The organism is Pseudomonas sp. GW456-L12 (assembly GCF_059424045.1).
In genome coordinates this window covers 63,129-89,066 of the sequence record NZ_JBWKZA010000016.1, presented here as the reverse complement: position 1 = coordinate 89,066, position 25,938 = coordinate 63,129, and the positions used below count along the sequence as shown (strand labels likewise).

26 protein-coding genes and 1 tRNA gene are annotated in these 25,938 nt (G+C 63.4%); 4 read left to right on the top strand and 23 right to left on the bottom strand.

Going from position 1 to position 25,938, the window contains the following annotated elements; genetic code table 11:
* Nucleotides 1–174: 174 nt before the first annotated feature.
* The 9 genes from ggt to AC07Y9_RS19975 all read right to left on the bottom strand — a co-directional run bounded on the left by ggt (nucleotide 175) and on the right by AC07Y9_RS19975 (nucleotide 10,550).
* Nucleotides 175–2,013: a gamma-glutamyltransferase gene (gene ggt / locus AC07Y9_RS20015; protein WP_102679678.1), complete on the bottom strand. Its 1,839-nt coding sequence runs from the start codon at nucleotides 2,011–2,013 to the stop codon at nucleotides 175–177.
* Nucleotides 2,014–2,317: 304 nt separating this feature from the next.
* Nucleotides 2,318–4,150 carry an asparagine synthase (glutamine-hydrolyzing) gene (gene asnB, locus AC07Y9_RS20010; protein WP_102679677.1) on the bottom strand — a complete coding sequence of 611 codons (1,833 nt, stop codon included), beginning with the start codon at nucleotides 4,148–4,150 and terminating at the stop codon, nucleotides 2,318–2,320.
* Between the two features lie 111 nt (nucleotides 4,151–4,261).
* Nucleotides 4,262–4,930, bottom strand: a complete 669-nt coding sequence (gene phzG, locus AC07Y9_RS20005) for a phenazine biosynthesis FMN-dependent oxidase PhzG (protein ID WP_102679676.1) — start codon at nucleotides 4,928–4,930, stop codon at nucleotides 4,262–4,264.
* Complete coding sequence (locus tag AC07Y9_RS20000; RefSeq protein ID WP_053262624.1) at nucleotides 4,927–5,763, bottom strand: PhzF family phenazine biosynthesis protein; 837 nt, start codon at nucleotides 5,761–5,763, stop codon at nucleotides 4,927–4,929. Before AC07Y9_RS20000 ends, phzG begins: the two co-directional genes overlap by 4 nt.
* A gap of 2 nt (nucleotides 5,764–5,765) precedes the next feature.
* A complete protein-coding gene (locus AC07Y9_RS19995) occupies nucleotides 5,766–7,655 on the bottom strand; it encodes an anthranilate synthase family protein (RefSeq protein ID WP_371858210.1) in 1,890 nt (629 codons plus the stop codon).
* Between the two features lie 20 nt (nucleotides 7,656–7,675).
* Nucleotides 7,676–8,299, bottom strand: a complete 624-nt coding sequence (locus AC07Y9_RS19990; RefSeq protein WP_102679674.1) for an isochorismatase family protein — start codon at nucleotides 8,297–8,299, stop codon at nucleotides 7,676–7,678.
* 15 nt (nucleotides 8,300–8,314) lie between these two features.
* Nucleotides 8,315–9,517 (bottom strand): 3-deoxy-7-phosphoheptulonate synthase, encoded by a 1,203-nt coding sequence (locus tag AC07Y9_RS19985; RefSeq protein ID WP_007923189.1) that lies wholly within the window; start codon nucleotides 9,515–9,517, stop codon nucleotides 8,315–8,317.
* 22 nt (nucleotides 9,518–9,539) lie between these two features.
* Nucleotides 9,540–10,031 carry a PhzA/PhzB family protein gene (locus AC07Y9_RS19980; protein ID WP_007923191.1) on the bottom strand — a complete coding sequence of 164 codons (492 nt, stop codon included), beginning with the start codon at nucleotides 10,029–10,031 and terminating at the stop codon, nucleotides 9,540–9,542.
* A 27-nt stretch (nucleotides 10,032–10,058) separates the two neighbouring features.
* Nucleotides 10,059–10,550 (bottom strand): PhzA/PhzB family protein, encoded by a 492-nt coding sequence (locus tag AC07Y9_RS19975; RefSeq protein ID WP_101339097.1) that lies wholly within the window; start codon nucleotides 10,548–10,550, stop codon nucleotides 10,059–10,061.
* 429 nt (nucleotides 10,551–10,979) lie between these two features.
* Here AC07Y9_RS19975 and AC07Y9_RS19970 point away from each other — a divergent pair, with 429 nt between their 5' ends.
* Nucleotides 10,980–11,705: an autoinducer binding domain-containing protein gene (locus tag AC07Y9_RS19970; RefSeq protein WP_102679673.1), complete on the top strand. Its 726-nt coding sequence runs from the start codon at nucleotides 10,980–10,982 to the stop codon at nucleotides 11,703–11,705.
* Between the two features lie 30 nt (nucleotides 11,706–11,735).
* Here AC07Y9_RS19970 and AC07Y9_RS19965 read toward each other — a convergent pair whose 3' ends face one another.
* From AC07Y9_RS19965 to AC07Y9_RS19935, 7 genes are all read right to left on the bottom strand, one after another.
* Nucleotides 11,736–12,326: an acyl-homoserine-lactone synthase gene (locus tag AC07Y9_RS19965; protein WP_007923204.1), complete on the bottom strand. Its 591-nt coding sequence runs from the start codon at nucleotides 12,324–12,326 to the stop codon at nucleotides 11,736–11,738.
* 361 nt (nucleotides 12,327–12,687) lie between these two features.
* Nucleotides 12,688–12,764, bottom strand: a tRNA-Met gene (locus tag AC07Y9_RS19960).
* 78 nt (nucleotides 12,765–12,842) lie between these two features.
* Nucleotides 12,843–14,306: an amidase gene (locus AC07Y9_RS19955; RefSeq protein ID WP_102679672.1), complete on the bottom strand. Its 1,464-nt coding sequence runs from the start codon at nucleotides 14,304–14,306 to the stop codon at nucleotides 12,843–12,845.
* 61 nt (nucleotides 14,307–14,367) lie between these two features.
* Nucleotides 14,368–15,402, bottom strand: a complete 1,035-nt coding sequence (locus AC07Y9_RS19950; RefSeq protein WP_102679671.1) for an ABC transporter substrate-binding protein — start codon at nucleotides 15,400–15,402, stop codon at nucleotides 14,368–14,370.
* Nucleotides 15,403–15,429: 27 nt separating this feature from the next.
* Nucleotides 15,430–16,239, bottom strand: a complete 810-nt coding sequence (locus tag AC07Y9_RS19945) for an ABC transporter permease (protein WP_162096075.1) — start codon at nucleotides 16,237–16,239, stop codon at nucleotides 15,430–15,432.
* Nucleotides 16,236–17,156: an ABC transporter permease gene (locus AC07Y9_RS19940; RefSeq protein WP_102679670.1), complete on the bottom strand. Its 921-nt coding sequence runs from the start codon at nucleotides 17,154–17,156 to the stop codon at nucleotides 16,236–16,238. The genes AC07Y9_RS19945 and AC07Y9_RS19940 overlap by 4 nt, the downstream gene beginning before the upstream one ends.
* A gap of 15 nt (nucleotides 17,157–17,171) precedes the next feature.
* The gene (locus AC07Y9_RS19935; protein ID WP_102679669.1) at nucleotides 17,172–18,290 is read right to left on the bottom strand and encodes an ABC transporter ATP-binding protein; all 1,119 of its coding nucleotides are present in this window, start codon (nucleotides 18,288–18,290) and stop codon (nucleotides 17,172–17,174) included.
* A 238-nt stretch (nucleotides 18,291–18,528) separates the two neighbouring features.
* Here AC07Y9_RS19935 and AC07Y9_RS19930 point away from each other — a divergent pair, with 238 nt between their 5' ends.
* The 3 genes from AC07Y9_RS19930 to AC07Y9_RS19920 all read left to right on the top strand — a co-directional run bounded on the left by AC07Y9_RS19930 (nucleotide 18,529) and on the right by AC07Y9_RS19920 (nucleotide 21,622).
* On the top strand, nucleotides 18,529–19,434 hold the full coding sequence (locus tag AC07Y9_RS19930; protein WP_087092051.1) for a LysR substrate-binding domain-containing protein: 906 nt from the start codon (nucleotides 18,529–18,531) through the stop codon (nucleotides 19,432–19,434).
* Between the two features lie 123 nt (nucleotides 19,435–19,557).
* Nucleotides 19,558–20,775, top strand: coding sequence for an MFS transporter (locus tag AC07Y9_RS19925; RefSeq protein WP_007923205.1), 1,218 nt, complete (start codon nucleotides 19,558–19,560; stop codon nucleotides 20,773–20,775).
* A 130-nt stretch (nucleotides 20,776–20,905) separates the two neighbouring features.
* A complete protein-coding gene (locus tag AC07Y9_RS19920) occupies nucleotides 20,906–21,622 on the top strand; it encodes an MOSC domain-containing protein (protein WP_102679668.1) in 717 nt (238 codons plus the stop codon).
* Between the two features lie 13 nt (nucleotides 21,623–21,635).
* On the opposite strand, the gene gspM is transcribed toward AC07Y9_RS19920, so the two are convergent.
* From gspM to gspG, 7 genes are read right to left on the bottom strand one after another with little or no spacing between them, the layout of a single operon-like run.
* Nucleotides 21,636–22,106 (bottom strand): type II secretion system protein GspM, encoded by a 471-nt coding sequence (gene gspM / locus AC07Y9_RS19915; protein WP_053262616.1) that lies wholly within the window; start codon nucleotides 22,104–22,106, stop codon nucleotides 21,636–21,638.
* Between the two features lie 3 nt (nucleotides 22,107–22,109).
* On the bottom strand, nucleotides 22,110–23,192 hold the full coding sequence (gspL, locus tag AC07Y9_RS19910) for a type II secretion system protein GspL (protein WP_102679667.1): 1,083 nt from the start codon (nucleotides 23,190–23,192) through the stop codon (nucleotides 22,110–22,112).
* Between the two features lie 4 nt (nucleotides 23,193–23,196).
* A complete protein-coding gene (gspK, locus tag AC07Y9_RS19905) occupies nucleotides 23,197–24,069 on the bottom strand; it encodes a type II secretion system minor pseudopilin GspK (protein WP_102679666.1) in 873 nt (290 codons plus the stop codon).
* Complete coding sequence (gspJ, locus tag AC07Y9_RS19900) at nucleotides 24,062–24,664, bottom strand: type II secretion system minor pseudopilin GspJ (protein ID WP_102679665.1); 603 nt, start codon at nucleotides 24,662–24,664, stop codon at nucleotides 24,062–24,064. Before gspJ ends, gspK begins: the two co-directional genes overlap by 8 nt.
* Complete coding sequence (gene gspI / locus AC07Y9_RS19895) at nucleotides 24,661–25,035, bottom strand: type II secretion system minor pseudopilin GspI (RefSeq protein WP_102679664.1); 375 nt, start codon at nucleotides 25,033–25,035, stop codon at nucleotides 24,661–24,663. Before gspI ends, gspJ begins: the two co-directional genes overlap by 4 nt.
* A complete protein-coding gene (gene gspH, locus AC07Y9_RS19890; RefSeq protein ID WP_102679663.1) occupies nucleotides 25,019–25,501 on the bottom strand; it encodes a type II secretion system minor pseudopilin GspH in 483 nt (160 codons plus the stop codon). Before gspH ends, gspI begins: the two co-directional genes overlap by 17 nt.
* A 1-nt stretch (nucleotide 25,502) precedes the next feature.
* Nucleotides 25,503–25,937, bottom strand: a complete 435-nt coding sequence (gspG, locus tag AC07Y9_RS19885) for a type II secretion system major pseudopilin GspG (protein WP_009045575.1) — start codon at nucleotides 25,935–25,937, stop codon at nucleotides 25,503–25,505.
* Between the last annotated feature and the right edge of the window lies 1 nt (nucleotide 25,938).

The following is a 25,938-nucleotide window of genomic DNA, read 5'->3' as shown; positions in this document are numbered from 1 at the left end:
GCCTGCACCTCGGCCAAAAAAACTGATGCTAGGAGCGATCGAAAGACGGCGTCAGACACAGAACGCAGGAAAAATCGGCATACAGCATTCACCACCCATGCCTGCGCTTGCGCGGCGTAAAAAATAAAAAGGGCCCACCTCGCGGCAAGCCCTTTGGGTTTTCCTGCGTTGGCCTCAATCCCCCAACGCTGCCCCTTCACGCCGTGGATCGGCGCCACCGGCCCATGAGGTTTTACCCTGGGCATCGCGTACCCGCACGATCGCCTGGGTGCCGCTGGTCATGTCGATGTCGGTCACCTCATGGCCCTTGGCTTTCAGCGCCGCTTTCAACCCAGGGGTGAACTGGCCTTGTTCCAGTTCGGTCGGGCCGTTGCGGCTGCCGAAGTTGGGCAGGCTGATGGCGGCTTGCGGGTCGAGGTTCCAGTCGAGCATGCCGATCACCGACTTGGCCACGTACTCGATGATCTGCGAGCCGCCCGGCGAGCCGACGGTGGCCAGCAGTTCACCGCTGTCGCGGTCGAAGACCAGGGTCGGCGCCATGGACGAGCGTGGGCGCTTGCCCGGCTGCACGCGGTTGGCCACCGGCTGGCCGTTCTCTTCGGGGATGAAGGAGAAGTCGGTCATCTGGTTGTTGAGCATGAAGCCCTGGACCATCAGGTGCGAGCCGAAGGCCGCCTCCACGGTGGTGGTCATGGACACCGCGCCGCCCTGGTCATCCACCGCCACCACTTGCGAGGTGGAGATGCGCATCGGCGAGCGGTCCGGGGCGTAGGCCACCTGGATGCCCTGGGGCTTGCCGGGCTCGGCCTTGGCCATGCTGCGTTCGCCGATCAAGGCGGCACGCTGCGCCAGGTACTGTGGGGCGACCAGGCCGGCGATCGGCACCGGGGCGAAGTCTGAATCCGCCACGTACAAAGCGCGGTCGGCGTAGGCCAGGCGTTCGGCTTCGGCGATCAGGTGCACCGCTTCAGGCGCCGGTTCGAGGCCGGCCGGCAGATGGGTCTTGGCCGGCTTCAACGGTGGCAGCGCATAACGCGGGTCGCGGGCTTCCAGCGCCTGCAGGGTGCCGAGGATCTGCGCCAGGGCGATCCCGCCCGACGAAGGCGGCGGCATGCCGCAGACCTGCCAGCGCTTGTAGTTGGTGCACAGCGGTTCGCGCTCCTTGGCGCGGTAGCCTTGCAGGTCGTTGAGCGACAGGCTGCCCGGGTTGGCGTGGCCCTGCACCTTGGCGACGATTTCCCGGGCGACCGGCCCTTGGTACAAGGCGTTCGGGCCTTCCTTGGCGATGCGTTCGAGCACGGCGGCCAGCTGCGGGTTTTTCAGCAGGGTGCCGACGGCTTTCGGCGTGCCATCGGCCTGCAGGAAGTAGGCGGCCATATCCGGCGATTTCGCCAGGTACGGATCGGCGACGATCATGCTGTGCAGGCGCGGGGAGATCGGGAAACCCTGGTCCGCCAGGCGAATCGCCGGCTCGAACAGCTGCGCCCACGGCAAGCGGCCATGTTTTTTATGGGCCAGTTCCAGGGCGCGGAGCACACCGGGCGTACCCACCGAACGGCCGCCGATCTGTGCCTGGGGGAACGGCATGGGCTTGCCGTCGGCTTGCAGGAACAACTTCTCGGTGGCCCCGGCTGGCGCGGTTTCGCGACCGTCGTACGTGCGCACCGCCTTGCCGTCCCAGAGCACGATCAAGGCCCCGCCGCCGATCCCCGACGACTGCGGCTCCACCAGAGTCAGCACCGCTTGCATGGCAATCGCCGCATCGATGGCCGAACCACCCTTGCGCAACATTTCGCGCCCGGCTTCGGCCGCCAACGGGTTGGCCGCGGCGGCCATATGCCGGTCGGCGTGTTGCACTTGCAGGTCGGTGCGATAACCCGAAGCGATTTCCGGGGCGGGGGGCAGGGCGGTGTGGGAAGGGGCGGAAGCGTTGCAGGCGGCGAGGCTTAAGGCGACGGCTAGCAGCGAGAAACTGGCAAGCCGGCGGTGACGCGGATTGAGGGTCGAGAACACGCGTTGAACTCCGTTCACTGGGTAAATGATGTGTCGTCCGTGGGGAGGAATGTACAACAGTGAGCGGGCCCATGCTGACCCTTTCGCTGGGCGCTACGGTGCCGGGATTGCCGGTACTTGCGGGCAAGGCCCGATGCCGGACGCTGGCCTGGAGGCGGCCGGTGGCGCCGCTGGGATTTCTGGGGGCTTGGGCTTTGGCATTGAAGGCGCGGGGCGCGGGGCGCCTTGAATCAAGGTAGAAACACCGTGCCGGCAATGGCAGCCACAGGCCGGCGGGCCTGCCTGTGGCTGCCTCAGGCTCGTATCAGAGCGAGATCCCGTGCAAACGTAGCCAGGCATCCAGCGCCAGCGCTGTTTCCAGGCTGTGCCGGCTCATTTGCGTATTGAAGTGGCCCTCGGGCTGGCGCAGTTCCTCGGCCATATAGGCGTGGGATACGATGCCGAACACCGGGTTCCCCGTGTCCTGCAGAAGCTGCCGGGCACTCTGGCGCAGGAAGCGTTCGTAGCCCAGGTCGGCTGAGGTCGGATAGGGGCTCTTGCGGCGTTTGAGCACCGCCTCCGGTACGAAGTCGGCACAGGCCTGCTTGAGCAGCCACTTCTCCTCGCCATCCTTGCTCTTGATCGACCAAGGCACGTTATAGATGTACTCGACCAATTGGTGATCGGTGAACGGCACACGTACCTCGAGGCTGTTGCACATGCTCAGGCGGTCCTTGCGATCCAGCAGCATCACCATCCAGCGTTTCAGGTGCATGTGGCAAAGCTCGCGCATCCGGCGTTCGTGCGGGCTGTCTTGCGCCAGGTGTTCGACCTGGCGCAGCGCATCGTCGTAGCTCGCCTGTTGGTACTGGGCGAGATCGCATTGGCGGTTGAAGTCTGCATTGATAAACGCGGCCGGCAACTTCACCCGCGACGCCCATGGAAAGGACGCGGAGGCGATGACCTGAGGATCACGGAACCAGCCATAGCCACCGAAGACTTCATCAGCGCCCTCCCCGGAGATGGCCACCGTGGAGTGCTTGCGAATTTCCCTGAACAACAGGTTCAACGAGGTATCCATGTCGCCGAAGGTGAACGGTACGTCCTTGGCGCGGAACACCTCCTCGCGCGCCAGGTCGGAGATCAGTTCCTCGTTGTCGATGAGGACGGTCTGGTGCCGGCTACCGATGAACTCCGCGGCCAACAGGGCAAAGGGCTGGTCCTGGTCGGGACGCAGGTCGTCGCTCTTGAACTGTGCGGACTGGCCAGTGAAGTCCACCGAAAAGGAATTGATATCCCCGCCGGTCTTCGCCTTGACGATACGTTGCGCGATGGCCGTGAGGGTGGTGGAGTCGAGCCCGCCGGACAGCAGCGAGCACACGGGAACGTCGGCATACAACTGCGAACCCAGCGCGTGGGTGACCAACTCGCGGGTCTGTTGCACGGTCGTCTGCAGGTCGTCCTGGTGCTCCTGGCGGCGTACTTTCCAGTAGCACTGGATCTTCATCTGCCCATTGGGGCGCCAGGACAGGAAGTGGCCGGGAAGCAGCTCCATCAGGTTCCTGAAAGGCGTCTGGGCGGTTCCCTTCGACAGCGTGAGCACGTCGACCAGCCCCGTCACTTCCAGCCCCGTAGTGAACTCCGGGTGAGCCAGGATGGCCTTGATCTCCGAGCCGAAGAGCAGCCCTTCGCGATGCCGGGCATAGAACAGCGGCTTGATCCCCAGGCGATCGCGTACCAACAGCAGGTGGCCATCGCGTCCGTCGAACAGGGCGAAGGCGAACATGCCTGTCAGGTGATCGCAGCAACGCTCGCCCCATTCCAGGTAGGCATGCAGCACGACCTCGGTATCGCTGCGGGTCTGAAATTCATGCCCCGCCTGTCGTAGCTGGTCGCGCAACGCATCGTGGTTGTAGACCTCCCCTGTGTAGACCAGCGAGACCTCCTGGCCGTCCGCAAAGCGATAGACCATTGGCTGGGTACCGCCGCTCAGGTCGATGACCGCCAGCCGCCGATGCCCCAGCAGGGCATGTCGATGTTTCCATATGCCTTGCGCATCAGGCCCGCGCAGTGCGAGCGTATTGGTCATGGCGCGAATCGCAGGGTCTTCCCCTTCGAGCCTGCGCGTATAGTCTACCCATCCTGTGAGACCACACATTTAGTAACTCCTGTCATTAATCATTGAACCGCGCCAGCTCTGTATTGAGCGAGTCATGCCACCTTGGCTGACTCGTCAACGAGGCGGGTCTCGTGCAAATACCTGCGTTATTCAGGGTTGCAAACGCCGCACCTTCCAGCCCGTATCGCTGCGGTCATAGCGCAGGCGCTCATGCAGGCGTTCCTGGCCGTTACCCCAGAACTCCAACGACTCAAGCCGCAACTCAAACACGCAATAACCCTCGGGACGCGGCAGCGGACCTTGCACGTCGGCCAGTTCCCTGGCGGCGTTGCGCATGGCTTGAATATCCTTGAGTTCTTCACTCTGGCGAGACACCGATGACATCGGATGCGTGGCATAAGGGCGCTTCAACCAGGCCTCGTCAGCCTTGGCATCCGGCAAGCGCACGGCCTGGCCATTGAGGATGATCTGCTGGCTGGTTTCGCGCCAATACAGCACACCCGAGGCCCAGGGGTTCTCTGTCAGTTCGCGGCCTTTCTGGCTTCCGGCATGGGTGCTGAACAGCACCCCGGTGTCACTGATCTCGCTGATCACCACGATGCGCGTCGAAGGCCGGCCCTGGCTGTCCGCCGTGGCCAGCGCCAGCGCACGGGGTTCGCGGATGCCCACGCGGCGTGCGCGTTCGAGCCAGTTGTGCAGCACGCTCATGGGATCGGCAGGCAGAGTCTGGTACTCGGGAAACGGCGCATCCAGTGTGCCAGTCAGGGATTCCGACATGCCTTTACCCAGCAGCGGCTGGCCTAGTACTGAACTGTTCATAGAACGATGGTCCCCCGTCCGAAGGTGACGCCATTGCCTGATACTTCGACCCGCGTCAGTTGATCGGCGCGGCCCTCGGTCCTGGCGAACATCAGTGAAGGGCGGCCGATTTCCACGCCCTGAAGAATCTCGATCTGCTGGCCGAACTCGATCTGGCCATGACGCGCCAGATGAATCGCCAAGGGCCCGGCAGCGGAGCCTGTGGCCGCGTCCTCGACCACCCCATAGGCCGGTGAGAACATCCGGCTGCGCCAACGCCGTCCCGCGCCGGCAAAACAGTTGATGGCCATGTCGTGGAAGCTGGACAGGGCACGGTGGTCGGGGTGCAGGGCGGACAACGCGGCGATGCTCGGCAGGCCGACAAACACATGACGCGGGCCGTTGTGATAGATCTCGATGGGAAAGGTCGAGTCGCTGATGCCCAGGGCCTTGAGCAATTCGACGTCGCGCCCCAGGGCCGTCCAGGTCGGTATCGGCTGGTCCATGCTGGCGGCGACGACGTTGCCGTTCTGGCGCTCCAGGTCAAAGGCGATGGTGCCCATCTGGGTTTCCAGGAACAGCCGGTGATTGTCGGTGTGCGCACCCAGGGCAATGGCCGTGCCCAGCAACGGGTGCCCGGCGAAGGGCAGTTCGTTGACCGGGGTGAAGATCCGGATCAGTGCATCGCCACAGTTGCGTGGCTTGAGCACGAAGGTGGTTTCCGACAGGTTCATCTCCCGGGCGATGCGTTGCATTTGCTCGGCCGACAAGTCATCGGCGTCAAAGAACACCGCGACCGGATTGCCTTCCAGCGGGGCGCTGGCAAAGGCGTCGATGATGACGTAATGGTGCATGGTTATCTCCCGGCGGCCGAAGCGTTGCTCTCGACAGGTGTGTGGATGAGGGCGTGCCGCAGCAGGTCGGCGATGATGCGCGGGCCTTCCTGGGTCAGCAGCGACTCGGCATGAAACTGCATGGAGGCGAACGACGGCCCACGCAGGGCATGCACCTCGCCGGTCTCGCTGTCGCGGCTGATTTCGACGGTGCCGATGCCGTCGATGTCCAGGCGGTCACTCGAACTCTGGGCGGCGAAGGTGTTGTAGAAACCCACCCGTTCGGCGTTGCCAAACAGGTCGATCTGTTTTTGCACGCCCTGGTTGGGAATGGCTTTGCGCTGCAGTTCCAGGCCCAGGCACAAGCTCAGCACCTGATGGCTCAGGCACACCGCAAGGAACGGCCGCTGCTGGCTGAGCAAGGAGCGGATGGCCACGTGCAGGTGGTTGATTTTCGGCTGTTGGACTTCGCTCGGGTTGCCGGGGCCGGGGCCCATGATGACCAGGTCGTAGCCGTCAAAGCTGTATTCGTCGCTGAAGCTGCACACCGTCACCACCAGGCCCAGGGCCCGCAGTTGCTTGGCGATCATCGAGGTGAAGGTGTCCTCGGCGTCGACGATCAGCACCTGGCGCCCACTGAAGTCGGCCTGGAGCTGCTCCCGCTGCTGGCTGTCCATCAGCCAGAAGTCCGAGACGTAGGCATTGCGGCTGGCCAATGCGGCGCGCACTTGCAGGTGATTGCCGAAGCGCGAGGGCGCCTGGTTTTTCAGTGCGCTGATCAGGCCGGTGGCCTTGGCCCGGCTTTCGGCAGCCTCGGTCATCGGGTCGGAATGGCGCACGATGGTCGAGCCCACGCTGATCCGCACCTCGCCGCTGTTATCGATGTCGGCGGTGCGAATCAGGATCGCCGAGTCCAGGGAACGCCCGCCCTTGCCATCGCTGCCGATCAGCGCAGCCATGCCGCTGTAGTACGCGCGGCCTTGCGGCTCATAGCGCTGGATGACCCGGCAGGCGCTTTCCAGCGGGCTGCCGGTGACGGTCGGGGCAAACAGGGTTTCGCGCAGGATTTCCCGTACATCGCGATGGGTCTTGCCTTCGATGAAGTACTCGGTGTGGGCCAGGTGCGCCATTTCCTTGAGATAAGGACCGAGGACGTGGCCGCCGTCGTCACAGATGCGCGCCATCATTTTCAGCTCTTCGTCCACCACCATGTAGAGCTCGTCGGCCTCCTTGCGATCCGCCAAAAAGTCCATGACTTCCGTCAGGTTGGGGCCGGCGGGCGGATAGCGGTAAGTGCCGCTGATGGGGTTCATCACCGCGAGCCCATCCTTGATGCTGATGTGGCGCTCGGGGGACGCCCCCACGAAGGTACGGCTGCCGGTGTGGATGATGAACGTCCAGTAGGCGCCTTTCTCCCGTTCCAGCAGATGGCGAAAGAACGACAGCGCACTGGCCGGGCCGTACTCGCTGATCTCGGCCAGGAAGGTGCGCTTGATGACGAAGTTGGCGCCTTCCCCGGAGCCGATTTCGTTGGCGATCACCTGGCTGACGATCTCGGCGTAGCTCGCATCGCTGAGGTCGAAGCGTTCGCTGTTCAACTGGATCGGCACGTTGGGCAGCAACCCCAGCAAGCGTTCGATGCTGATGGATTGCTGCTCGGTGATGTTCATCGCCAGCAGCGGCGATTGATCGTCCACCGCCTCGAAACCGCGTTCGGCGATCTGCCGGTAGGGAATCAGCGCCAGTACATCCAGGCGAGGCGCGCCGATCGAGGTGGCAGGCAAGTCGATATCGGCCAGGACCTGCGGTTCCGACATTTCGCCGATCAGCACGTCCAGCAGGCCGGGACCGCTGGATTCCGGGCGGTACAACAGGGCAAACGGTTCGGGAACCGGTTGCAGGATGCGTTCCATGAGGTGGGCTGCGGTCTGGCTCATAGCACCACCTCGTCGGTGGTGATGACCATGGCGCAACGGCTGGCGGCGTATTCGATGGCCATCCAGTGGTGCTCCTTGCTGAAGTCGGCGATCGCGTCGGCAACGAGGAACGGCTGGATATCGTTGGAGTAGGCATCCACGGTGGAAATCAGTACCCCGACATGGGCGTACACCCCGCACAGGATCAACTGATCGCGCTCGTTGGCGCGCATGCGTTCCAGCAGGTCGGAGTTGAAGAACGCACTGTAGCGCCACTTGGTCAGCAGCCAGTCGCCGGGCTTGGGCGTCAGGGCGCCGACCACCTCGCGGTCGGCGGGGCTGGCCTTCATGCCTGGGCCCCAGAAGTCCTTGAGCAGCCCGCGTTGCTCCTCGCTCATGCTGCCGGGCTGGGCGGTGTAGGCCACCGGAACGCCGTTGTCGGCAGCCCACTGGCGAATGCGCGCGGCATTGCTCACGACTTCGTCACGCAGGGCGTCGGGCAAGGGCCGCAGGAAGTAGCGTTGCATGTCATGCACCAGCAGCACGGCACGCTCGGGGTCGATGCTCCATTGCGCGAGGTTGACGGGCAAGTCGCGGTTAGTAGGCAAGGCGTAAGGGATGATCGATGGAATGCCGGTCATGACGACAAACTCCAGTCAAAAGGAGGCAAGGGTTGAGGAGGGCTGGTTTTTCCAGGCCATCACCGCAGTAATGGCTTGCCAGGGGTTCAGGCGCGGGTCGCACAGGCTTTTGTAGCGGCTGGCGACCTGATGCAGGCCGGCGGCATCGGAAGCGCACTCGCTGACGTCGTCAGGGGTGGTTTCCAGGTGCAGGCCGGCGGCCACGCCACCGGCAGAGGTCACGGCATGCTTGAAGGCGGCGATTTCCTCGGTGATGGCCTGCACCATGCGGGTCTTGTTGCCGCAGGGCGCGACGATGGTGTTGCCGTGCATCGGGTCGCTCAGCCAGATGATCTTGTGGCCGGCCTGGCATACCGCTTCGACCAGTGGAGGCAGGCGCTCGGCGACCTTCTGGGCGCCCATGCGGGCAATCAGGGTCAGCCGGCCGGGTTCGCGCTTGGCGTCCAGGCGCTCACACAGGCTCAGCAGCTGGTCCCGGGTAATGTCCGGGCCGACCTTGCACGCCACTGGGTTGAGCACTTCGCTGAGCAGCGCCACGTGAGCGCCCGTTAACTGACGGGTACGCTCGCCGATCCACGGCCAGTGGGTAGAACCGAGAAATACCCGGCCCTGTTCGTCCTGGCGCAGTTGTGGCAGTTCGTAGTCGAGTACCAGCATTTCGTGGCTGGTCCAGGCCGGTGAACCTATGAGTTGCTCCTGGCCTGCCGACGCTTTCCAGCCCAGGTGCTGCATGATGTCCCGTGCGGCGCCATAGCCTCGAACCAGGCGTTGCGCATCGTGCTGGCGATGGCCGCAGACGGCCTCGCGGCCGTTGACCATGTCGCCGCGATACACCGGCAACTCGAGATCGCCAATGCGTTCGTTGTTGTTGGAACGGGGCTTGGCAAACTGCCCGGCAATCCGTCCCACCCGTACCACCGGTTGCTGGGTCACGAGCCGGAACGCTCCGGCCAGGATGTCCAGCACCGCTGCTTTGCGGGCCACATGATCGGGAGTGCTTTCATCCATGTCCTCGGCGCAGTCACCGGACTGGATGACCATCGCTTCGCCGGCCGCTACACGCGCCAGGGTGGCGCGCAGCACCAGGATGTCTTCCACTCGAATCAATGAGGCGCTGTCCCTGAGGTAGGCCTGCGCGTCATGCAATTGTGATGGTTCGCTCCATTGAGGCTGCTGGAACGCTTCACAACTTAGAACCCGTTTCAGTAAGTCTTCCATGATGCGATCACTCTCACGAGGATTAAGTTGGAATGCCTTCGCGTTTGATTTGCGGTACTGGAATACCCAGGGCGCGCAGTTGTTGAAAGACGTTCATGAATTCGCGATTGCGTTTTACTTTGCCGTCTTCCAGCTCGAAGGAGTGCAGGAAGTGGTTCTCGTAATAGCCTTCCGGATAACCGGGAAAGAGGATCTTGCCGTGGCCATCACACTCGACCCAGATATGGTTAGGGTCATCGGTTTCAAATACTTTGACGTTGTACCACTCCCAGTCCGGGAAGCACTTGAGTGACCAAACAGCATGTTCGGCCAACTTGGCCTTGCCACTGATTACAATCGGCGCGCCGGTATCGGTGGTCCATAAGCCGCCTGAACCATCTTCGGTAAATAGTTCATGGCGGCGCAGGCGGTCTTGGCCTTTGGTGCGCATATATTGCTCGACCGTGGCGCGGTTCTTGCGGCGAAGTTCAGTGATGTCGCTAGCGGTTAGTTGTTGCGCTGCGCTATTGGGCATGCTCAGTCTCCAATGAATAAAGGGGGGTTATGAAGCGGGGATACCTTCACGCTTGATTTTTGGAACGGGGATGCCCAAGGCGCGAAGTTGTTGGAAGGGGTTCATGAATTCACGGTTCTGCGTGATCTTGCCGTCGTCCAGTTCGAAAGAATGGATGTAATGATTTTCGCAATAACCTTCGGGGTAACCGGGAACCAGGGTCTTGCCGCGACCGTCGCTTTCCACCCAGAAGTGGTTGGGGTTATCGGTTTCAAACACCCGGACGTTGTGCCATTGCCAGTCTGGAAAGCATTTCTCCAGCCATACGCCGAGGGCAGCCAGCTTCGTGTGGCCTTTAAACACAAGGGGTTCACCGGTTTCGGTGTTCCAGGAACCGCCACTGCCATCCTGAGTGAACAGTTCATGACGACGCAGGCGATCTTTGCCGTTAGTGCGCATGTACTGTTCGACCGTGGCGCGATTTTTTTGGCGAAGTTCAAGGTGATCATTAAAGCCGCTAGGGGAAAGCGAAGCAGGCATGGGCAGCATCCTCCTTAGTTGGGGTTGTGTTTTTGAAAGTAAATATTTAGTTAATTGGCGCGGGTGAATGTTTACAGTTTTTAACTATTGTTCCTTCGTGGCCGTGCCGAGCGGGTGTTGTTTATACACCTGCATTTCTTGGGGGTGGAACTACCAGATCTTGTAGTGATGTAGGACATGAACGGGCAGGCTGCAGTCCGCCGGATGAACTGTTGCATTATTATGAAGAGGCAGGTTCATTCGTCGGCTGAGAGGCGGTAATGGCTTACTAGCATCGTCAGGATGCAATGTTCTATTTGGTTAGTTGTATTAGATGCAATAAATCTAGTGCTAGTGCGAAGCAGCCTACGACTGTGTGGTTTTGCTTGTTGACAGAGGGTCAGGTTGGTCTAGGCTAACGGCCTGTTTTCAACTTTGGTGGTGCTCAGAATGGAATTAGGGCAGCAGTTGGGATGGGATACGTACTTTTATAGTATCTTTGCGCGAACCATGGATATGGAGGAGTTTACAGCTGTCGCGTTGAGGGCCTTGCGCGAACTACGGTTTGATTTTTTTGCCTACGGCATGTGCAGCGTGACTCCGTTCATGCGGCCCAGGACTTATATGTATGGCAATTATCCCGAGGACTGGGTGCAGCGATATCAGGCGGCTAACTACGCGGTGATCGATCCCACTGTGAAGCACAGCAAAGTCTCGTCGTCCCCCATTTTGTGGAGCAATGAGTTGTTCCGGGGGTGCCCGGATCTGTGGTCCGAAGCCAACGACTCGAATTTACGCTACGGCCTGGCACAACCCTCGTTCAACACCCAGGGGAGGGTTGGGATGTTAAGCCTGGCGCGCAAGGATAATCCCATCAGTCTTCAGGAGTTCGAAGCGTTGAAGCTGGTGATCAAAGCGTTTGCTGCCGCGGTCCACGAGAAGATTTCCGAGCTGGAGAGCGACGTGCGTGTCTTCAATACGGATGTGGAGTTCAGTGGGCGGGAATGTGATGTGCTGCGCTGGACGGCCGACGGCAAGACCTCGGAGGAAATCGGCGTGATCATGGGGGTGTGCACCGATACGGTGAATTACCACCACCGCAACATCCAACGCAAAATCGGCGCCAGTAACCGCGTGCAGGCAGTCTCTTACGCCGTCGCGATGGGCTATATCTGAGGGTCTTCAAGAAGGACGACTCGGCCTGTATCAAGCGGTCTCTCTCAATAATGTGTCGGACATGAAGGCTGACGGTGCGACTGCGCTGCGGTGATGCTCGCGGTGGGCCGAGAGTTTGATGGCGAGGATTTTTTCATTCTGGTGCACCGTGACCGGGCCCAGTCGTTCGTAGTGGACGCCGTTGATTTTGTAATAGCGCTCCATGGTGCTGTTGACAATCCCGACGATGGCATCTGCGCCCGCTAGGCTGGCCGTCTTGAGGCTTCTCCAGAACAACGGCATCGCCAGTTGCGGTTCGCGGGTGGTGAAGCGAGTCATTTCCCAGATGGCTGGATGCTTGGGCGGCGCCCCGGCGCAGGTATGGCCGAACACTCCTTCAAGCAGGTTGGGGAACGTGGTGGGAATCAGGCGGGCGCAGCCAACGATGGCGCGGTCTTCATTGAACGCCAGGAGGTAGCGGGCGTGCTCGGTGTCGTATTGATCCCATTCGCAACCTGCCTGGCTCGGATGGGCCGGCAGCCGCCATCCGAGTTTCTCGACGAATTGTTCGTGCCGAAAGCGGCCGAGCATGAGTTTCAGCTCGTCGCTCATTTCGTTCAGTGTGTGCTCTTCCATGTGCATTACTGAAGTTTTCCTTAGGGATGAAGGGAGTGCAGTTTTATAGAGGACTTGTCCCGGCTTGGCACCTGCAAGATCTGGTAGGGGCAACGGTGGAATCGAGGTGAAGCCATTCGCTGGGGACTGTGCCGAAGCGGGCGGCGACGACAGTGGCGTTGATCCGGCCGTCGGCATTGAAGGCGGCAGTCTGGCCCAGGTAGTCGTAGAGAATGGCTGGTGCGCTCATGGGGCAGGGGGTGCGGCGTTTTGGGCTTGCATCCCCCTCAGTTCAATTATTTGGCGAGGATAGGAGATACATGGAGGGAAGGTGGAGAGATAGCCAGAAACAACAAAGCCCGCGCAAGGCGGGCTTTGTTGAGGTACTTGGTGGCTACACAGGGACTTGAACCCCGGACCCCAGCATTATGAATGCTATGCTCTAACCAACTGAGCTATGTAGCCAAGTGGCGCGCATTATTCGCGTAGAACGGTAAGGCGTCAAGCGCTTTTTATAAAAAAATTATCTACGCTATCAACCGTTTATCCAATTCCCTCCTGTAGCAATGGCGATGGGCAGCGCTGGAACCAGCGGCTGGCTTGTTCGTAGGCATGGGCCAGTTGCAGTACGGCGAAGTCGGCCTGGTGTTTACCGATGATCTGCAGGCCCATGGGTAGGCCGTCTTTATTGAAGCCGGCCTGGACGTTGGCCACCGGGCATCCGGAGAGGGTGCCGGGGATTACCACTTCCATCCAGCGGTGGTAGGTATCCATGGCCACGCCATTGATGCTCTGGGGCCAGGCCAGGGTCTTGTCGAAGGGGAAGACCTGGGCGCTGGGCAGCAGCAGGTAGTCGAAATCCTCGAACAGCCGGGAGATCGCCCGGTACCAGTTGCTGCGTTGTACCGAGGCGGCGAACACTTCGCTGGCCGAGAGCCGCAGGCCGTTTTCCACTTCCCAGCAGGCTTCCGGTTTCAATTGCGCACGCTTGTCCGGGTTGGCATAGGCCGCGCCCAGGGAGCCGGCGACCATCCAGTGGCGCAAGGTGCGCCAGCAGCTCCACAGCTGCGGCATGGCGAAATCGGGTTGCACCGGTTCGATGCGGCAGCCGAGATTTTCGAAGTCGGCAAAGGTCGCCTCGCACAGCGCGAGCAGGCCCGGTTCCATCGGCAGGTAGCCGTTGAAGTCCCCCAGCCAGCCCAGGCGGGTACCCTTGAAGTCGCGCTCCAGCGGGGCCGTGAAGGCAGCGCCGGATTCGGCGATGGACAGCGGCGCCCGGGCATCGGTGCCGGCCTGTACCGACAGCAGCAACGCGGTATCGCGCACGCTGCGGCCCATGGGGCCTTCGTAGCCCAGTTGGTCGAAGAACAGGTCGCTGCTGTCGTCGAAGGGCACGCGGCCCTGGGAGGGGCGGAAACCGATGACGTTGTTGAACGCCGCCGGGTTGCGCAGCGAGCCCATCATGTCGCTGCCGTCGGCCACTGGCACCAGGTGCATGGCCAGGGCCGCGGCGGCGCCCCCGCTGCTGCCGCCGGCGGTCTTGTTGGCATCGAAGGCGCAGGCGGTGGTGCCGAACAGCGGGTTGTAGCTTTGCGAACCGAGACCGAATTCCGGGGTGTTGCTTTTGCCGATGATGATCGCCCCGGCGGCCTTGACCCGCTCGACCATGATGCCGTCGCGCGCGGGCACGAAATCCTTGTACAGCGGCGAACCGAGGGTGGTGCGGATGCCCTGGGTCAGGGACAGGTCCTTGATCGCATGGGGCAGGCCGTGCATCCAGCCACGGTATTGCCCGCGGGCCAGTTCGGCATCGCGGGCGTCGGCCTGGGCCAGCAGTTGCTCGGCCGGTTGCAGGCTGACCAGGGCATTGACCCTGGGGTTGAACCGCTCGATATGGGCAAGATAAGTCTGCATCACTTCCCGGCACGAGACGTGGCGCAGGCGGATGCGTTCGGCGAGTTCGTGGGCCTGCAGCAGGACCAGTTCGCTGATGTTATTGGAAGTCATGGCAGGGTTGCCTTTCAAACGGCTGGAGAAGCGCCCCGCCGGGCTGGCGGGGCGGTACGGGTCAACGCATCAGGTTGGTCCACAGGCGGTCGGCCAGGCGGATCGCGCCTTCGCCGCAGGTCTGGCTGAACACCACCTTGGTGCCTTCGGGAATGTGCAGTTCCGGTGCGTCCTTGAGGCCGGCGTCGAGGAAACTTTCCACGCCCTTGACCGGGCTCTGGTGCTTGAGGAAGTTCTGGGTCATCGCGGCGTTTTCAGGTGCGCTGAGAAAAGCGATGAAGGCCTTGGCGTTCGCCGGGTTCTGGCTGCCTTTGGGTATGACCATGTTGTCGACCCAGGCCAGCACGCCTTCCTTGGGATACAGGTATTTCAGGCTGGGTTTCATCTCCCGGGCGCGCATCGACGAGCCGCCCCAGAACATCGACATGTCGATCTCGCCCGAGGCCAGGTTCTCGCGGATCGAGCCGGCCTTGGAGCTGTAGGTCTTGACGAAGGGTTTCTGCGCCTTGAGCAGGGTCAGCACCTGCTGCATCTGCTTGGGGTCCTCGCTGCACAGCGGGATGTCCAGGTACAGGCTGGCCATGTCGATCACTTCGCTGACCGAGTCGAACATATTGATCCGACCCTGCAGCTCGGCCGGTGGCTGGTAGAGCACCTTGTAGCTGTCGGCCGGGCCTTTGTAGCGCTCGCCGTCGAGCACCACGCTGGTGGTGCCCCAGATAAAGGGCACGGAGTAGGCGCCCTCGGGGTCCCAGGTGGGCTTTTTCAGATTGTCGACGAGGCCGGCGTAGTAGGGTTCCTTGGCCGGGTCGAAGCGCTCCAGCAACTGTTCCTTGACCAGGATCGGAACGAACTGGTGCGAAGGGATCGCCAGGTCATAGCCGGTGCCGCCCTGTTTCAGCTTGGCCAGCAGGGTTTCGTTGGAATCGTAGGAGTCCACCGTGACCTCGATGCCGGTCTGCTTCTGGAACTTGGCGAGGATCTGCGGCGAGAAGTAGCCGCTCCAGCTCACCACGTTGAGTTTCTCGGCGGCGTGTACACCCAGTGGCAGGCTCAGCAGCAGCGAGGTGCCGAGGCTTGCGATCAACTTGCTCATGTCTTTTCCCCAAGGTCAGTGGAAGGTTCAAGCGTGTTTTTTGCCCAGCAGATAAGAGAGGCTGACGAACAGCACCGAGACGCCCAGGATCAGGGTCGAGACGGCGTTGACGTCGGGTGTCACGCCCATGCGCAACAGGCCGAAGATGAAGATCGGCAAGGTGGTGGTGCCGGCCTGGGAGACCATCATCGAGATCACGAAGTTATCCAGCGAGACGATGAAGGCCAGCATCAGACCGGAGACGATCCCTGGCATCAGCAGTGGCAGGGTGACCTTGCGGAAGGTGCGCCACGGGCCTGAGTAGAGGTCGGCCGCGGCCTGTTCCAGGGACAGGTCCATGTCGTTGAGCCGCGCGCGGATCGGCAGGTAGGCGAACGGAATGCAGAACACCGTGTGGGCAATGATCAGGTTGCCGTAGCCCAAGGACAGGCCGATGGTGGAGAACAGCGCCAGGGTGGCCACACCGACCACGATTTCCGGCAGCACCAGAGGCAGCATGATGGCGCCCATGGACAGTTGCAGGCCCTTGAACTTCGCGCCGCGGGAAGTCCCCAGCGCCGCCAGGGTGGCGATGGCGGTGGCGATCATGCTGGCGCACACGGCGATCAGCAGGCTGTTGCCGGCCGCCGAACGCAGCGCCTGGTTGGCGAAGGCGGCGCGGTACCAGTCGAGGCTGAAACCGGTCCAGACTGTGGCCGACTGGTTGGCGTTGAAGGAGAACACCACCAGCACCAGGATCGGCGCGTAGAGGTACAGGTAGAACAGGAAACTGAAGCCGCCGAAGCCAGGAAAGTCCTGTACGCCGAGGCCGTTTCGCTTGAACAGGCGCAGCATCACACACCTCCCTGGGCAATGCGCTGGCGCTGGGCGCGCAGGGCATACAGCGTCAGGACCAGCATCACCGCCGCCATCAGTACCAACGACAGCGCGGCGCCGAACGGCCAGTTACGCGCATCGCTGAACTGCCGGAAGATCAGGTTGCCGAGCATCATCCGGGTACCGCCACCCAGCAGTTCCGGAGCGATCATCGCCCCCAGGCAGGGCACGAAAGTGAGGATGGCGCCGGCCAGGATTCCCGGCCTGGCCAGTGGCAGCACCACCTTGCGCAGGGTGCGGATGCGCCCGGCATACAGGTCCTGGGCGGCTTCGAGCAAGCGGGTGTCCATTTTTTCCAGGGTCGCGTAGATCGGCAGCACCACGAAGGGCGCGTAGGTGTAGACCAGCCCCAGCAACACGGCGCCGTCGGTGTAGAGCATTGGCAGAGGCTCGTGGATCAGCCCCAGGCCCATCAGGCTGTTGTTGATCACGCCGCTGCCGCGTAGCAACAGAATCCAGGCGTAGGTGCGGATCAGCAGGTTGGCCCAGAACGGCACGGTGATCAGGAAGATCAGCAGGCCGCGGCGCTGTGGCGGTTGCATGGCCAGCCACACCGCCACCGGGAAGCCAATCAGCAGGGTAATCACCGTGGTCAGCCCGGCGATGCCGATCGAGCGCAGCGCGATGATCAGGTAGGAGTCGGCGAAGGCCAGGCTATCGTCCAGTTGCCGCTCGAACAGCAGGGCGGTGTAGGCGTCGCTGCTGAAGACCGGGTCGACCCCGCCATAGGGGTTGGCCTGCATCAGCGAGTAGCCGATGACGATCAGGATCGGCACGATCAGAAACAGGGCGATGGCCAGCAGCGCCGGGCTGACCCCGAGAAAACTGTGCAAGGCCTTGTGCCGTTCCAGGGTGTTGGATAGCGATGATGTGTGCATGACGAACCCTCGTGCTCAATCCAGCAGGACGCTGGCGCTGCCTCGGTCGAACAACAGGCCGGCCTGGCTGCCCACCGCGAAGCGCTGGCTCTGGTCGACGCTGTTGGGTGTGCGCACCGTGAGGCGCGAGCCATCGCTGAGGCTGACCTGGTATTGCAGGTCGGTGCCCAGGTAGACCTGTGCCTCGATCCGGCACGGCAGAGCGCCTTCGCTGCCTTGTGGCAGCAGGTGCAGGCGTTCAGGGCGTACCGACAGGGCCACAGTCGCGCCGACCCTGACGTCGCTGCATGGCTGGGCGGGCAGTGGATGCCCGGCCGGCCCGGCGAACCAGGCGAGGCCGGCTTCGACGCGGGTCACGCTGGCATCGATGAAGTTGGTTTCACCGATGAAGTCGGCGACGAAGCGGTTGCGTGGACGTTCATAGATATCCTCGGGTCGGCCGACCTGCTGTACCTCGCCTTCCGACAGCACGGCGATGCGGTCGGACATGGTCAGGGCTTCTTCCTGATCGTGGGTGACGAAGATAAAGGTGATGCCGGTCCTGGCCTGAATGCTTTTCAGCTCTTCGCGCATGGCCTGGCGCAGCTTGAGGTCGAGGGCCGAAAGCGGTTCGTCGAGCAGCAGCACCTTGGGGTGGGGCGCCAGGGCGCGGGCCAGGGCTACACGCTGTTGCTGGCCGCCGGACAACTGGCTCGGCTTGCGCGTGGCAAAGCGTTCCATCTGCACCAGGGCGAGCATTTCCCGTACCCGTTCGGCGATCTGCGCCTTGCCCAGCACCTTGCCCATGGGCTGGGATTCCAGGCCGAAGGCCAGGTTCTCGGCGATGCTCATGTGCGGAAACAGCGCGTAGTGCTGGAACACCGTGTTGACCGGGCGCTGGAAGGGTGGGCGGTCGGCGATGTTCTCGCCGTAGAGCAGGATCTCGCCCTGGGTCGGAAACTCGAACCCGGCGATCATCCGCAGCAAGGTGGTCTTGCCACAGCCGGACGGGCCGAGCAGGGTGAAGAATTCGTTGTCGCGGATGTCCAGATCGATGCTTTTCAGCGCCACCGGCCCGGTGTGTGGATCGCCATAGACTTTGCGTACGGCGCGGATAGACACAGCCAGCGTTTGCAGCGAATGCAGGGCATTCATGCGTAACCTCCGATTCCCCCATCGCCCTTGGCAAACGTCTGCACGACGCTGCGTGGTAAGGCCATGGATATTATTGTTCTGGGCAGGATCGAGATGTGTTCGGGTGTGTGGCGAGCCGGTCTTGCAGGCTCTTTATTGTTCTGCTGCAGGCGATTATCAGTGAGGGGTTGCGGGGGCGAAACTTCAATTTTAACATAGCAGCTGTTAAATAATTTAATAGCTAAAGGCGTTTCCAACCATGCCTGAGCACCGTTTGCCACCGCTCAACGCCGTGCGTGCCTTTGATGCCGCCGCCCGCCTGGGCAGCTATGTCGAAGCCTCGAAAGCCCTGCACGTGACCCAGCCGGCCATTGGCCGCCATGTGAAGCTGCTGGAGGAATGGCTGGGCACGCCCTTGTTCGAGCGCACTTCGCGCGGCGTCACCCTGACGCCGGCGGGGGAGAAATACCACCGCAAGATCGCTGCGGCCCTGCAACTGATCATCGAGGCCGGCAAGGATGTGCGGCCCAAGGCCGCCGAACGCTGGCTGCGGATCATGGTGGTGCCGGGCTTCGCCAAGCGCTGGCTGACCCCGCGGCTGGAAGCCATGCGGCATTTGCGCCCGGGGTTGAAATTCGCCATCGAGCCCAACTCGACCTTCACCGAAGTGGATGCCAAGACCACCGACCTGGGCATCGCCTATGGCCTGGACGGGCAATACGCCGGCTCGCGGGCGACGCTGATCTGCCCGCGGGTGTTTCCGATCTGCAGCCCGGCGTACCTGGCGAGCATCGACGCTGTCCACAGCCCGGCCGACTTGGTGAAGCACGAGCTGATCCACTTCGACGACGGCGAGTGGTGGAACATGTGGTTCGCCGCCAACGGCCTGGATATCCACCTCACCAGCGACCTGATCTACGTGAACAACGACCATGCACTGTCGGTGGCCGAAAGCGGCCAGGGCATTGCCCTGGCCAACGAAGTGCTGGTGCGCGAGGAGCTCAAGGCGGGCAGGCTGATGCGGGTACTGGACGATCAGGTGAAGCTGGAAAGCTATCGGGTGTTGACCCCGTCGCAAGAGCTTTCGGCGGATGTGCAGTGGTTTATCCAATGGTTGAAAACCGAGCTGGAAGCGGACTTCCCGGAGGCGGTGATTGGCCAGTGAGCGTGGACAGTTCAGGAAAATATTCAAGTCGTTAGCAAGCTAAGGGGATAGCCGCGGCGCACCGAAAAATGGCACATTGGCCACCCCTGCAACTGCGCATCCATCTGCTGTACGGAAACTCTCATGGCTATCAGCAATGTTCAGTCCGCCTCCGTGGCGACTCCCGCGCCTTCACACAGCAGCCCCCTGGTGCTGCGCATCATTGGCGCGGTGGCGCTGGCGCATTTGATCAACGACTTGATCCAGGCGGTGCTGCCGGCGATCTACCCGATGCTCAAGGCCAGCTACGGCCTGACCTTCACCCAGGTCGGCCTGATTACCCTGACCTTCCAGCTCACGGCCTCGCTGTTGCAGCCGTGGGTCGGTTATTACACCGACCGCCACCCCAAGCCGTACCTGTTGCCGGTGGGCATGGTCTGCACCCTGATCGGCATTCTGATGATGTCCCAGGTCGGCAGCTTTGCCTTGATCCTGCTGGCGGCGGGGCTGATCGGTGTCGGCTCCTCGACCTTCCACCCGGAAGCCTCGCGGGTGGCGCGGCTGGCCTCCGGCGGGCGTTATGGCCTGGCGCAATCGACCTTCCAGGTCGGCGGCAATGCCGGCACGGCCTTCGGCCCGCTGCTGGCGGCGGCCATCATCATTCCCTTCGGCCAGGGCAATGTGGCCTGGTTCGGCCTGTTGGCGGTGTTCGCCGTGGCGCTGCTCTATGCCATCAGCCGCTGGTACGCCAACCACCTCAAGCTGTTCAAGCTCAAGCAGGGGCAGGCGGCGACCCACGGCCTGTCCAGGGGGCGGGTGCTCAGCGCCCTGGTGGTGCTGGGGCTGCTGGTGTTCTCCAAGTATTTCTACATGGCCAGCCTGACCAGTTACTTCACCTTCTACCTGATCGAGAAGTTCGACCTGTCGGTGGCCAGCTCGCAGCTGCACCTGTTCCTGTTCCTTGGCGCGGTGGCGGCCGGGACCTTCTTCGGCGGGCCGATCGGCGACAAGATCGGGCGCAAGGCGGTGATCTGGTTCTCGATCCTCGGCGTGGCGCCGTTCACCCTGCTGCTGCCCCATGTCGACCTGTTCTGGACCAGTGTGCTCAGCGTGGTGATCGGCTTCATCCTGGCGTCGGCGTTCTCGGCCATCGTGGTCTACGCCCAGGAGCTGGTGCCGGGCAACGTCGGCATGATCGCGGGGGTGTTCTTCGGCCTGATGTTCGGGTTCGGCGGGATCGGCGCGGCGCTGCTGGGCCACTTGGCGGACATCCACGGCATCGAGTACGTGTACTTCCTGTGCTCGTTCCTGCCGCTGTTCGGCCTGCTGGCGATCTTCCTGCCGCGGACCCGAAAAGCCTGAGTGCAGGCCTTGAACCAAAGGGCCCGGGACGTGCCGAGCTTGGGCCTGGCCGAAGAGCCGCTGGCACCTGCCGACAGTGAGTTGATCTGCCGGGAACATCCGTTCGCCGCTGAAACCATGGAGTAAGGTAATGACCCCTGAGCGTATAACCCTCGATGCCCTGTTGACTGGCCGCGCCGTGGCCTACAGCCGGCCGGGGTCCATGAGCGCGATCGCCAAGACCCCGCGCACCGGCAGTCTGCAGGTCGGTCCCCTGGGCCTGCTGGAAGACCAGCAGGGCGACTTGCGGGTGCATGGCGGCACCGAGAAAGCCATTCATCACTATCCCCGCGAGCATTACGCCGCCTGGGCCGCCGAGTTGGGGCCGCACGCGTTGCTGGAGCAGCCGGGCGCCTTTGGCGAGAACTTCAGTAGCCACGGCTGGACCGAGCAGAACGTCTGCCTGGGCGACCGGGTCCGGGTCGGCAGTGTGTTGCTGGAGGTGTCCCAGGGCCGCATGCCGTGCTGGAAACTCAATGACCGCTTTGCCGTGAAAGACATGTCGCTGCGGGTCCAGCAGAGTGGGCGCACTGGCTGGTATTACCGGGTGCTGGAGGCGGGCAGCCTGAGCGCCGGGGACGTGTTGCAGCAGGTCGAGCGCCCCTTCGAGCAGTGGCCGCTGTCGCGCTTGAGCGCGGTGCTGTTTTCCCGCGAGGTGGCAGTGGAGGAGATTCGTCTGTGCCTGGAGCTGCCGCTGGTGCCCTCCTGGCGCCGCACCCTGGAGCGTCGGGTCGAGCAGGCGGCGGTCGAGGATTGGGGCCCGCGCCTGCTGGGCACTGCGCGGGTCGATGAGGAGTCGGCCCGCTGAGCGGCGGGCGCGATCAGTTCGCCTCCAGGGTCAGGCGGGCCTGGACCAGGGCCTGAGGGTCGACCTCCAACTGCAGCGACACCAGGTTGACGCCCTGGTTTTCCACGTCGTCCAGCCAGGTCAGCAGGTCTTGCAGCGCGCCGCCCAGGTTGAGATTGAGGCGTCCGGATTCTTCGCTGTCCATGCGTTCGATGCTCAGGTTGGCCGCGGCCGTGCTGGCGGTGATCAGGCCGGCCAGGGTCCGACCGTTGGCCTGCGGGCCGCGGGCCTGGGTGGACGAGGGCAGTTTGAGCAGATCGGTTTGCAACTGCAGGGCCTCCTGGAACTGCTGTTCAGCCTGGCGCAGGGCCTGGCGCTGAGGACTCCAGAGCAGGGTCCAGAACAGCGTCACGGCCAGAAACAGGCTGAGCAGCTTCAGGGCCAGGCGGTCGCGGGCCGGTAGCTGCTGCCAGCGGTTCGAGTAACGATTGAAAAGGGTGGTCATGGGTTAGTCCGTGATTTTCAGGCGGGCGCTGACCCCGTCGGGAGCGAGCACGGCCGAGTCGGCCTGCACATTCGCGCCCTGCTGCGCGAGGGCTTCGCGCAGACGTTCGAGGGTGGAGAAATCCGGCGCGTTGACTTGCAGGGTCCAGCCTTGCGCCTGTTGGTAGTCCAGCCGGCGGATTCGCGTATCGCCGCCATCGCTGCCGGTCCATTGGCTGGCCAGGCTGTCGAGCCGGCGTGCCAGGCTTTGCCGGGGTTGGCCGGCCTGCTGGGCACGGGCCTGGACCTGGCGGGCGAGGTCGATCACCCGGGGCTCGTCGGGGAAGCGCTGGCGCCAGAGTTCCAGGCTGGCCTCGGTCACCTCGGCGGCCTTGTGTTGCAGCAACCAGCGATGACCCACGTCCTGGGTCACTTGAGCGCCGCAGGCGATGACCAGGATTGCCAGCAGCACCCGCCATGGCGTGCGCGACGGGTTGCGCAGGGCGAATGCCCCTTGGCGCAGATCGATGGCTTGCGAGCTGCCCTGGGCCAACAGCGACCAGGGCGTTTCCTCGCTGCGTTGCAGGGTGTCGGGCAGCAGCGGGGCCAGCTCTTCGAAGGCCTGGTCGTCGAGCGCCAGGCGTTGCTGGCAGGCCCCGCCGATCAGCCAGCGGTCGTGGCAGCGCAGGGCCAGGGCCTGGCTGTCCGGCAGGCAGTCGGCATCGACATGAATGCGCTCGGCCGTCAGGCCATGACTGGCCAGTCGTTCCAGCAGTTGCTCCAGCCACTGCCGTTGCAGGGCGAACAGGCGACAGTGCCGCCGCGCCTGCAACGGCCCACGGGCCAGGTGCAACTGCTCGGGGTCGTCCAGCAGCCGTTCTTCCAGCACCGAATGGATGGCTTGCTGCAACCAGCGGCCGCTGCGCGGCGGTACGTCGAAGCGGTGATGGCTGGCGATTTCCGCCGGCAGCAGCAGGGTCAGGCGCTGGCCGGCCAGCACCGCCGCCTGTTGCAGCGTGCCGTGCACCGGCTCGCCGTTGGTTTGCCACCAGGTGACGGGCGACTCGTCGTCCGCATTCACTGTGGCGAGGTAAAGCCAGGCTTGCATGGGGTTACTCCGGAAAACGGGAAGGGGCGGCGAGGGTGCGCTGCAGTACGCTGACTTGGCCGTCCTGCTCGATGCGCAGGCGGCTGATCAGGCGCAATTGGCGGTCGCCCAGTTCGACATCCAGCACCGCCTGGAAATAGCGGCTGCTGACATCGATCCCCTGGCTGTTGATCTCGTGCTGTTTCAGCACGGGGGCGTCGAGAAACTCCTGCACCGTCTTGTAGCCATCGGCGGGACGCGCCTGCACCAGGGCGGTGGCCTGGGCCAGGTCGAGCTGGCCCAGGCTGGCCAGCTGTTCGGCCGGGGCGGTGTTGAGGTTCAGGGCTCCCGGCGTGGTCCTGACCCAGGGCCGCAGGCGTTCCATGACCGCTGTGTCGACGCCTTCCAGGCGCATCAGCTCACTGCTGTCGTTCCAGGCCAGCGGCTTGCCGTCGAAACCACGCACCGGCGGCAGGCGCCTGGGGTCGTGGGGCGGCAGGCCGAGCACTTGCAACAGGCGTTGATAACGCAGGCGACTGATGCGGTCGTTGGGCGTGCGCAAGGTGCCGAGGTTGAAGCGCGCGCCGAGGTCTTGCAGCTGGATGCGGATACGCCCGCCGTCGATGTCGAAGGTCGGCGTGCTGTGGGCCCAGCGTTGGCCCAGGTGTACGCGCTTGGGTTCCGGCTCGTCGCGCCAGTCATCGCGCAGTTGGCCGCGGGCCCAGGCTTCGCCACTGAGCGCCAGTTGCCACAGTTGTTGCTGCAACAGCTGGTTGGAACTGCCGATCAGGCTCAGGCGCTGGCGGGCCAGCATGTCACTGACGATCAGGGTCGCCAGGGAGGTGATCAACAGCACGCTGATCAGCGCGATGCCCCGTTGTCTACAAGCCTTAACCATGGTCCAGCCCCTTGAAGCCCGGCAGCAGGATCACCCGCCGCAGGCCGGGATAACCGGGGGCGTCGAGTTCCAGCTCGATGGCCTGGGGCAGGCTCAGCGGTGCCTGGCCGACGGGCCAGTTGGAATGGGCCTGACCCTGGTCGTCGATGTAGCGCAGGCGTTCGAGGCGGACGCCATCGAGCAGCAGTTGTTGCGCGGCAGTGCCGGACAGGTCGGGACCGTCCACCGGGCTGCGGTATTCGCGCAGCCATTGCTTGTCGCTCCAGCGATAGGTGACCAGCAGCAGGTCGTTGCGTGCCTGCTGCAAGGGATTGCTCCAGCCGCCCCGCACCAGCTGGATGCGCCCGGGCTCGCCGATCAGGGCCTGGCGCGCCGAACTGCCGTTGACCGGGTAGGCGATGGCCTGGGTCAGGTCGCGCTCGAAGATGCCCACCGCGCGTTGCAGGCGCCGCAGTTGCAGTTCGTGCTGATGAATCCGCTGGTCGGTGTGCATCATGCGTTCGAGCAGTTGATAGCAGGCCAGGCCGAGCAGGCTGAACAGGGCCATGGCGATCAGCACTTCGAGCAGGGTGAAGCCCTGTTGCCGGCGTTTCATGGGCGGGCCTCCAGGTAACCGGCCAGGCGCGCGCGCTGCCGCGGCATGGGGGTGTCGGTGGAGACTTCGAGCACGATCTTCAACAGGCGCGGGTCGGGCGCCGCGGCGGTTTCGCTGGTCAGCAGCCAGTCGCGCCCGGCGAAGCGGATCGGTTCCTGGCGCTGGCTCTGGGGTTGGCGCATGCCGGCGCGCAGCTCGTTCAGGCGGTTGTCCGCCAGCCATTGCGCCAGGGTCCGTTCGCTGAGGCCGCCGTTGTTGCCGATCAGGTGTTCGGTAGCGCTGTAGAGCGACAGCGACAGCACGGCGAAAATGGCCAGGGCGACCATCACTTCCAGCAGGGTGAAGCCCGCCTGTTCATTGCACCGGGGCAAGACGCACCTCCTCGACACCGTCGCTGGACAGCGACAGCAGCGGTTGCTGGCGGTATTCCAGCAGCAGATTGAAGGGCGAGATCTGGTCGTTGGCCAGCACCCAGAGTTGCGGCTCCTTGCCCTGGCCCAGGCTTTGATTCTGGCCTGGTGGCTCCTGCAGGTTCAGGCGCAGCTCGCCGGGCAGCCGGTGTTCCTTGAAGCGTTTGTCGGCCTGCCACTGGCCGCCACGGTCGAGGCTCAGCACTGTGTAGTGGTCGGACGCCAGGCGTAGGCCGTGATTGAGGTTGTTCAGCACCGCGTCTTCGCGCAGCAAGCCAATGAGGTTTTGCAGGCGCTCGGCCTCGCGCCGGGCCTTCTGCCCGCCCGAGTCGCTCTGGACCAGCCCGACCATGCCGGCCAGCAAGCCGATGATCAGCATGACCACCAGCAGCTCCAGCAGGGTGAAACCCGCCATTGGCTTGCGCACTTCAAGGCTCCCAGTTGCCGATGTCGGCGTTGGTGCCGTCGCCGCCGTTGCGGCCGTCGGCACCGAAGGAGTACAGGTCGTAGGCCGAACCTTCGCGACCCGGGGCGAGGAACTGGTAAGGGTTGCCCCAGGGGTCCTTGGGCAGGCGCTTGAGGTAGCCGTCGGGGTTCCAGTTGAGGGCCGCCGGCATGCCTGCCGGTTTCTTCACCAGGGCTTCCAGGCCCTGCTGGGTCGACGGGTAGTGATGGTTGTCGAGCTTGTAGATTTCCAGGGCGGTGGCCACGGCCTTGATGTCGCTGCGGGCGGCGGTGACCTTGGCCTGGTCCGGACGGCTCATGATCTGCGGGACCACCAGGGCGGCCAGGACACCGAGAATCACCACGACCACCATGATCTCGATCAGGGTGAAGCCGCGTTGGCGGGAAGGGTTGCGCATG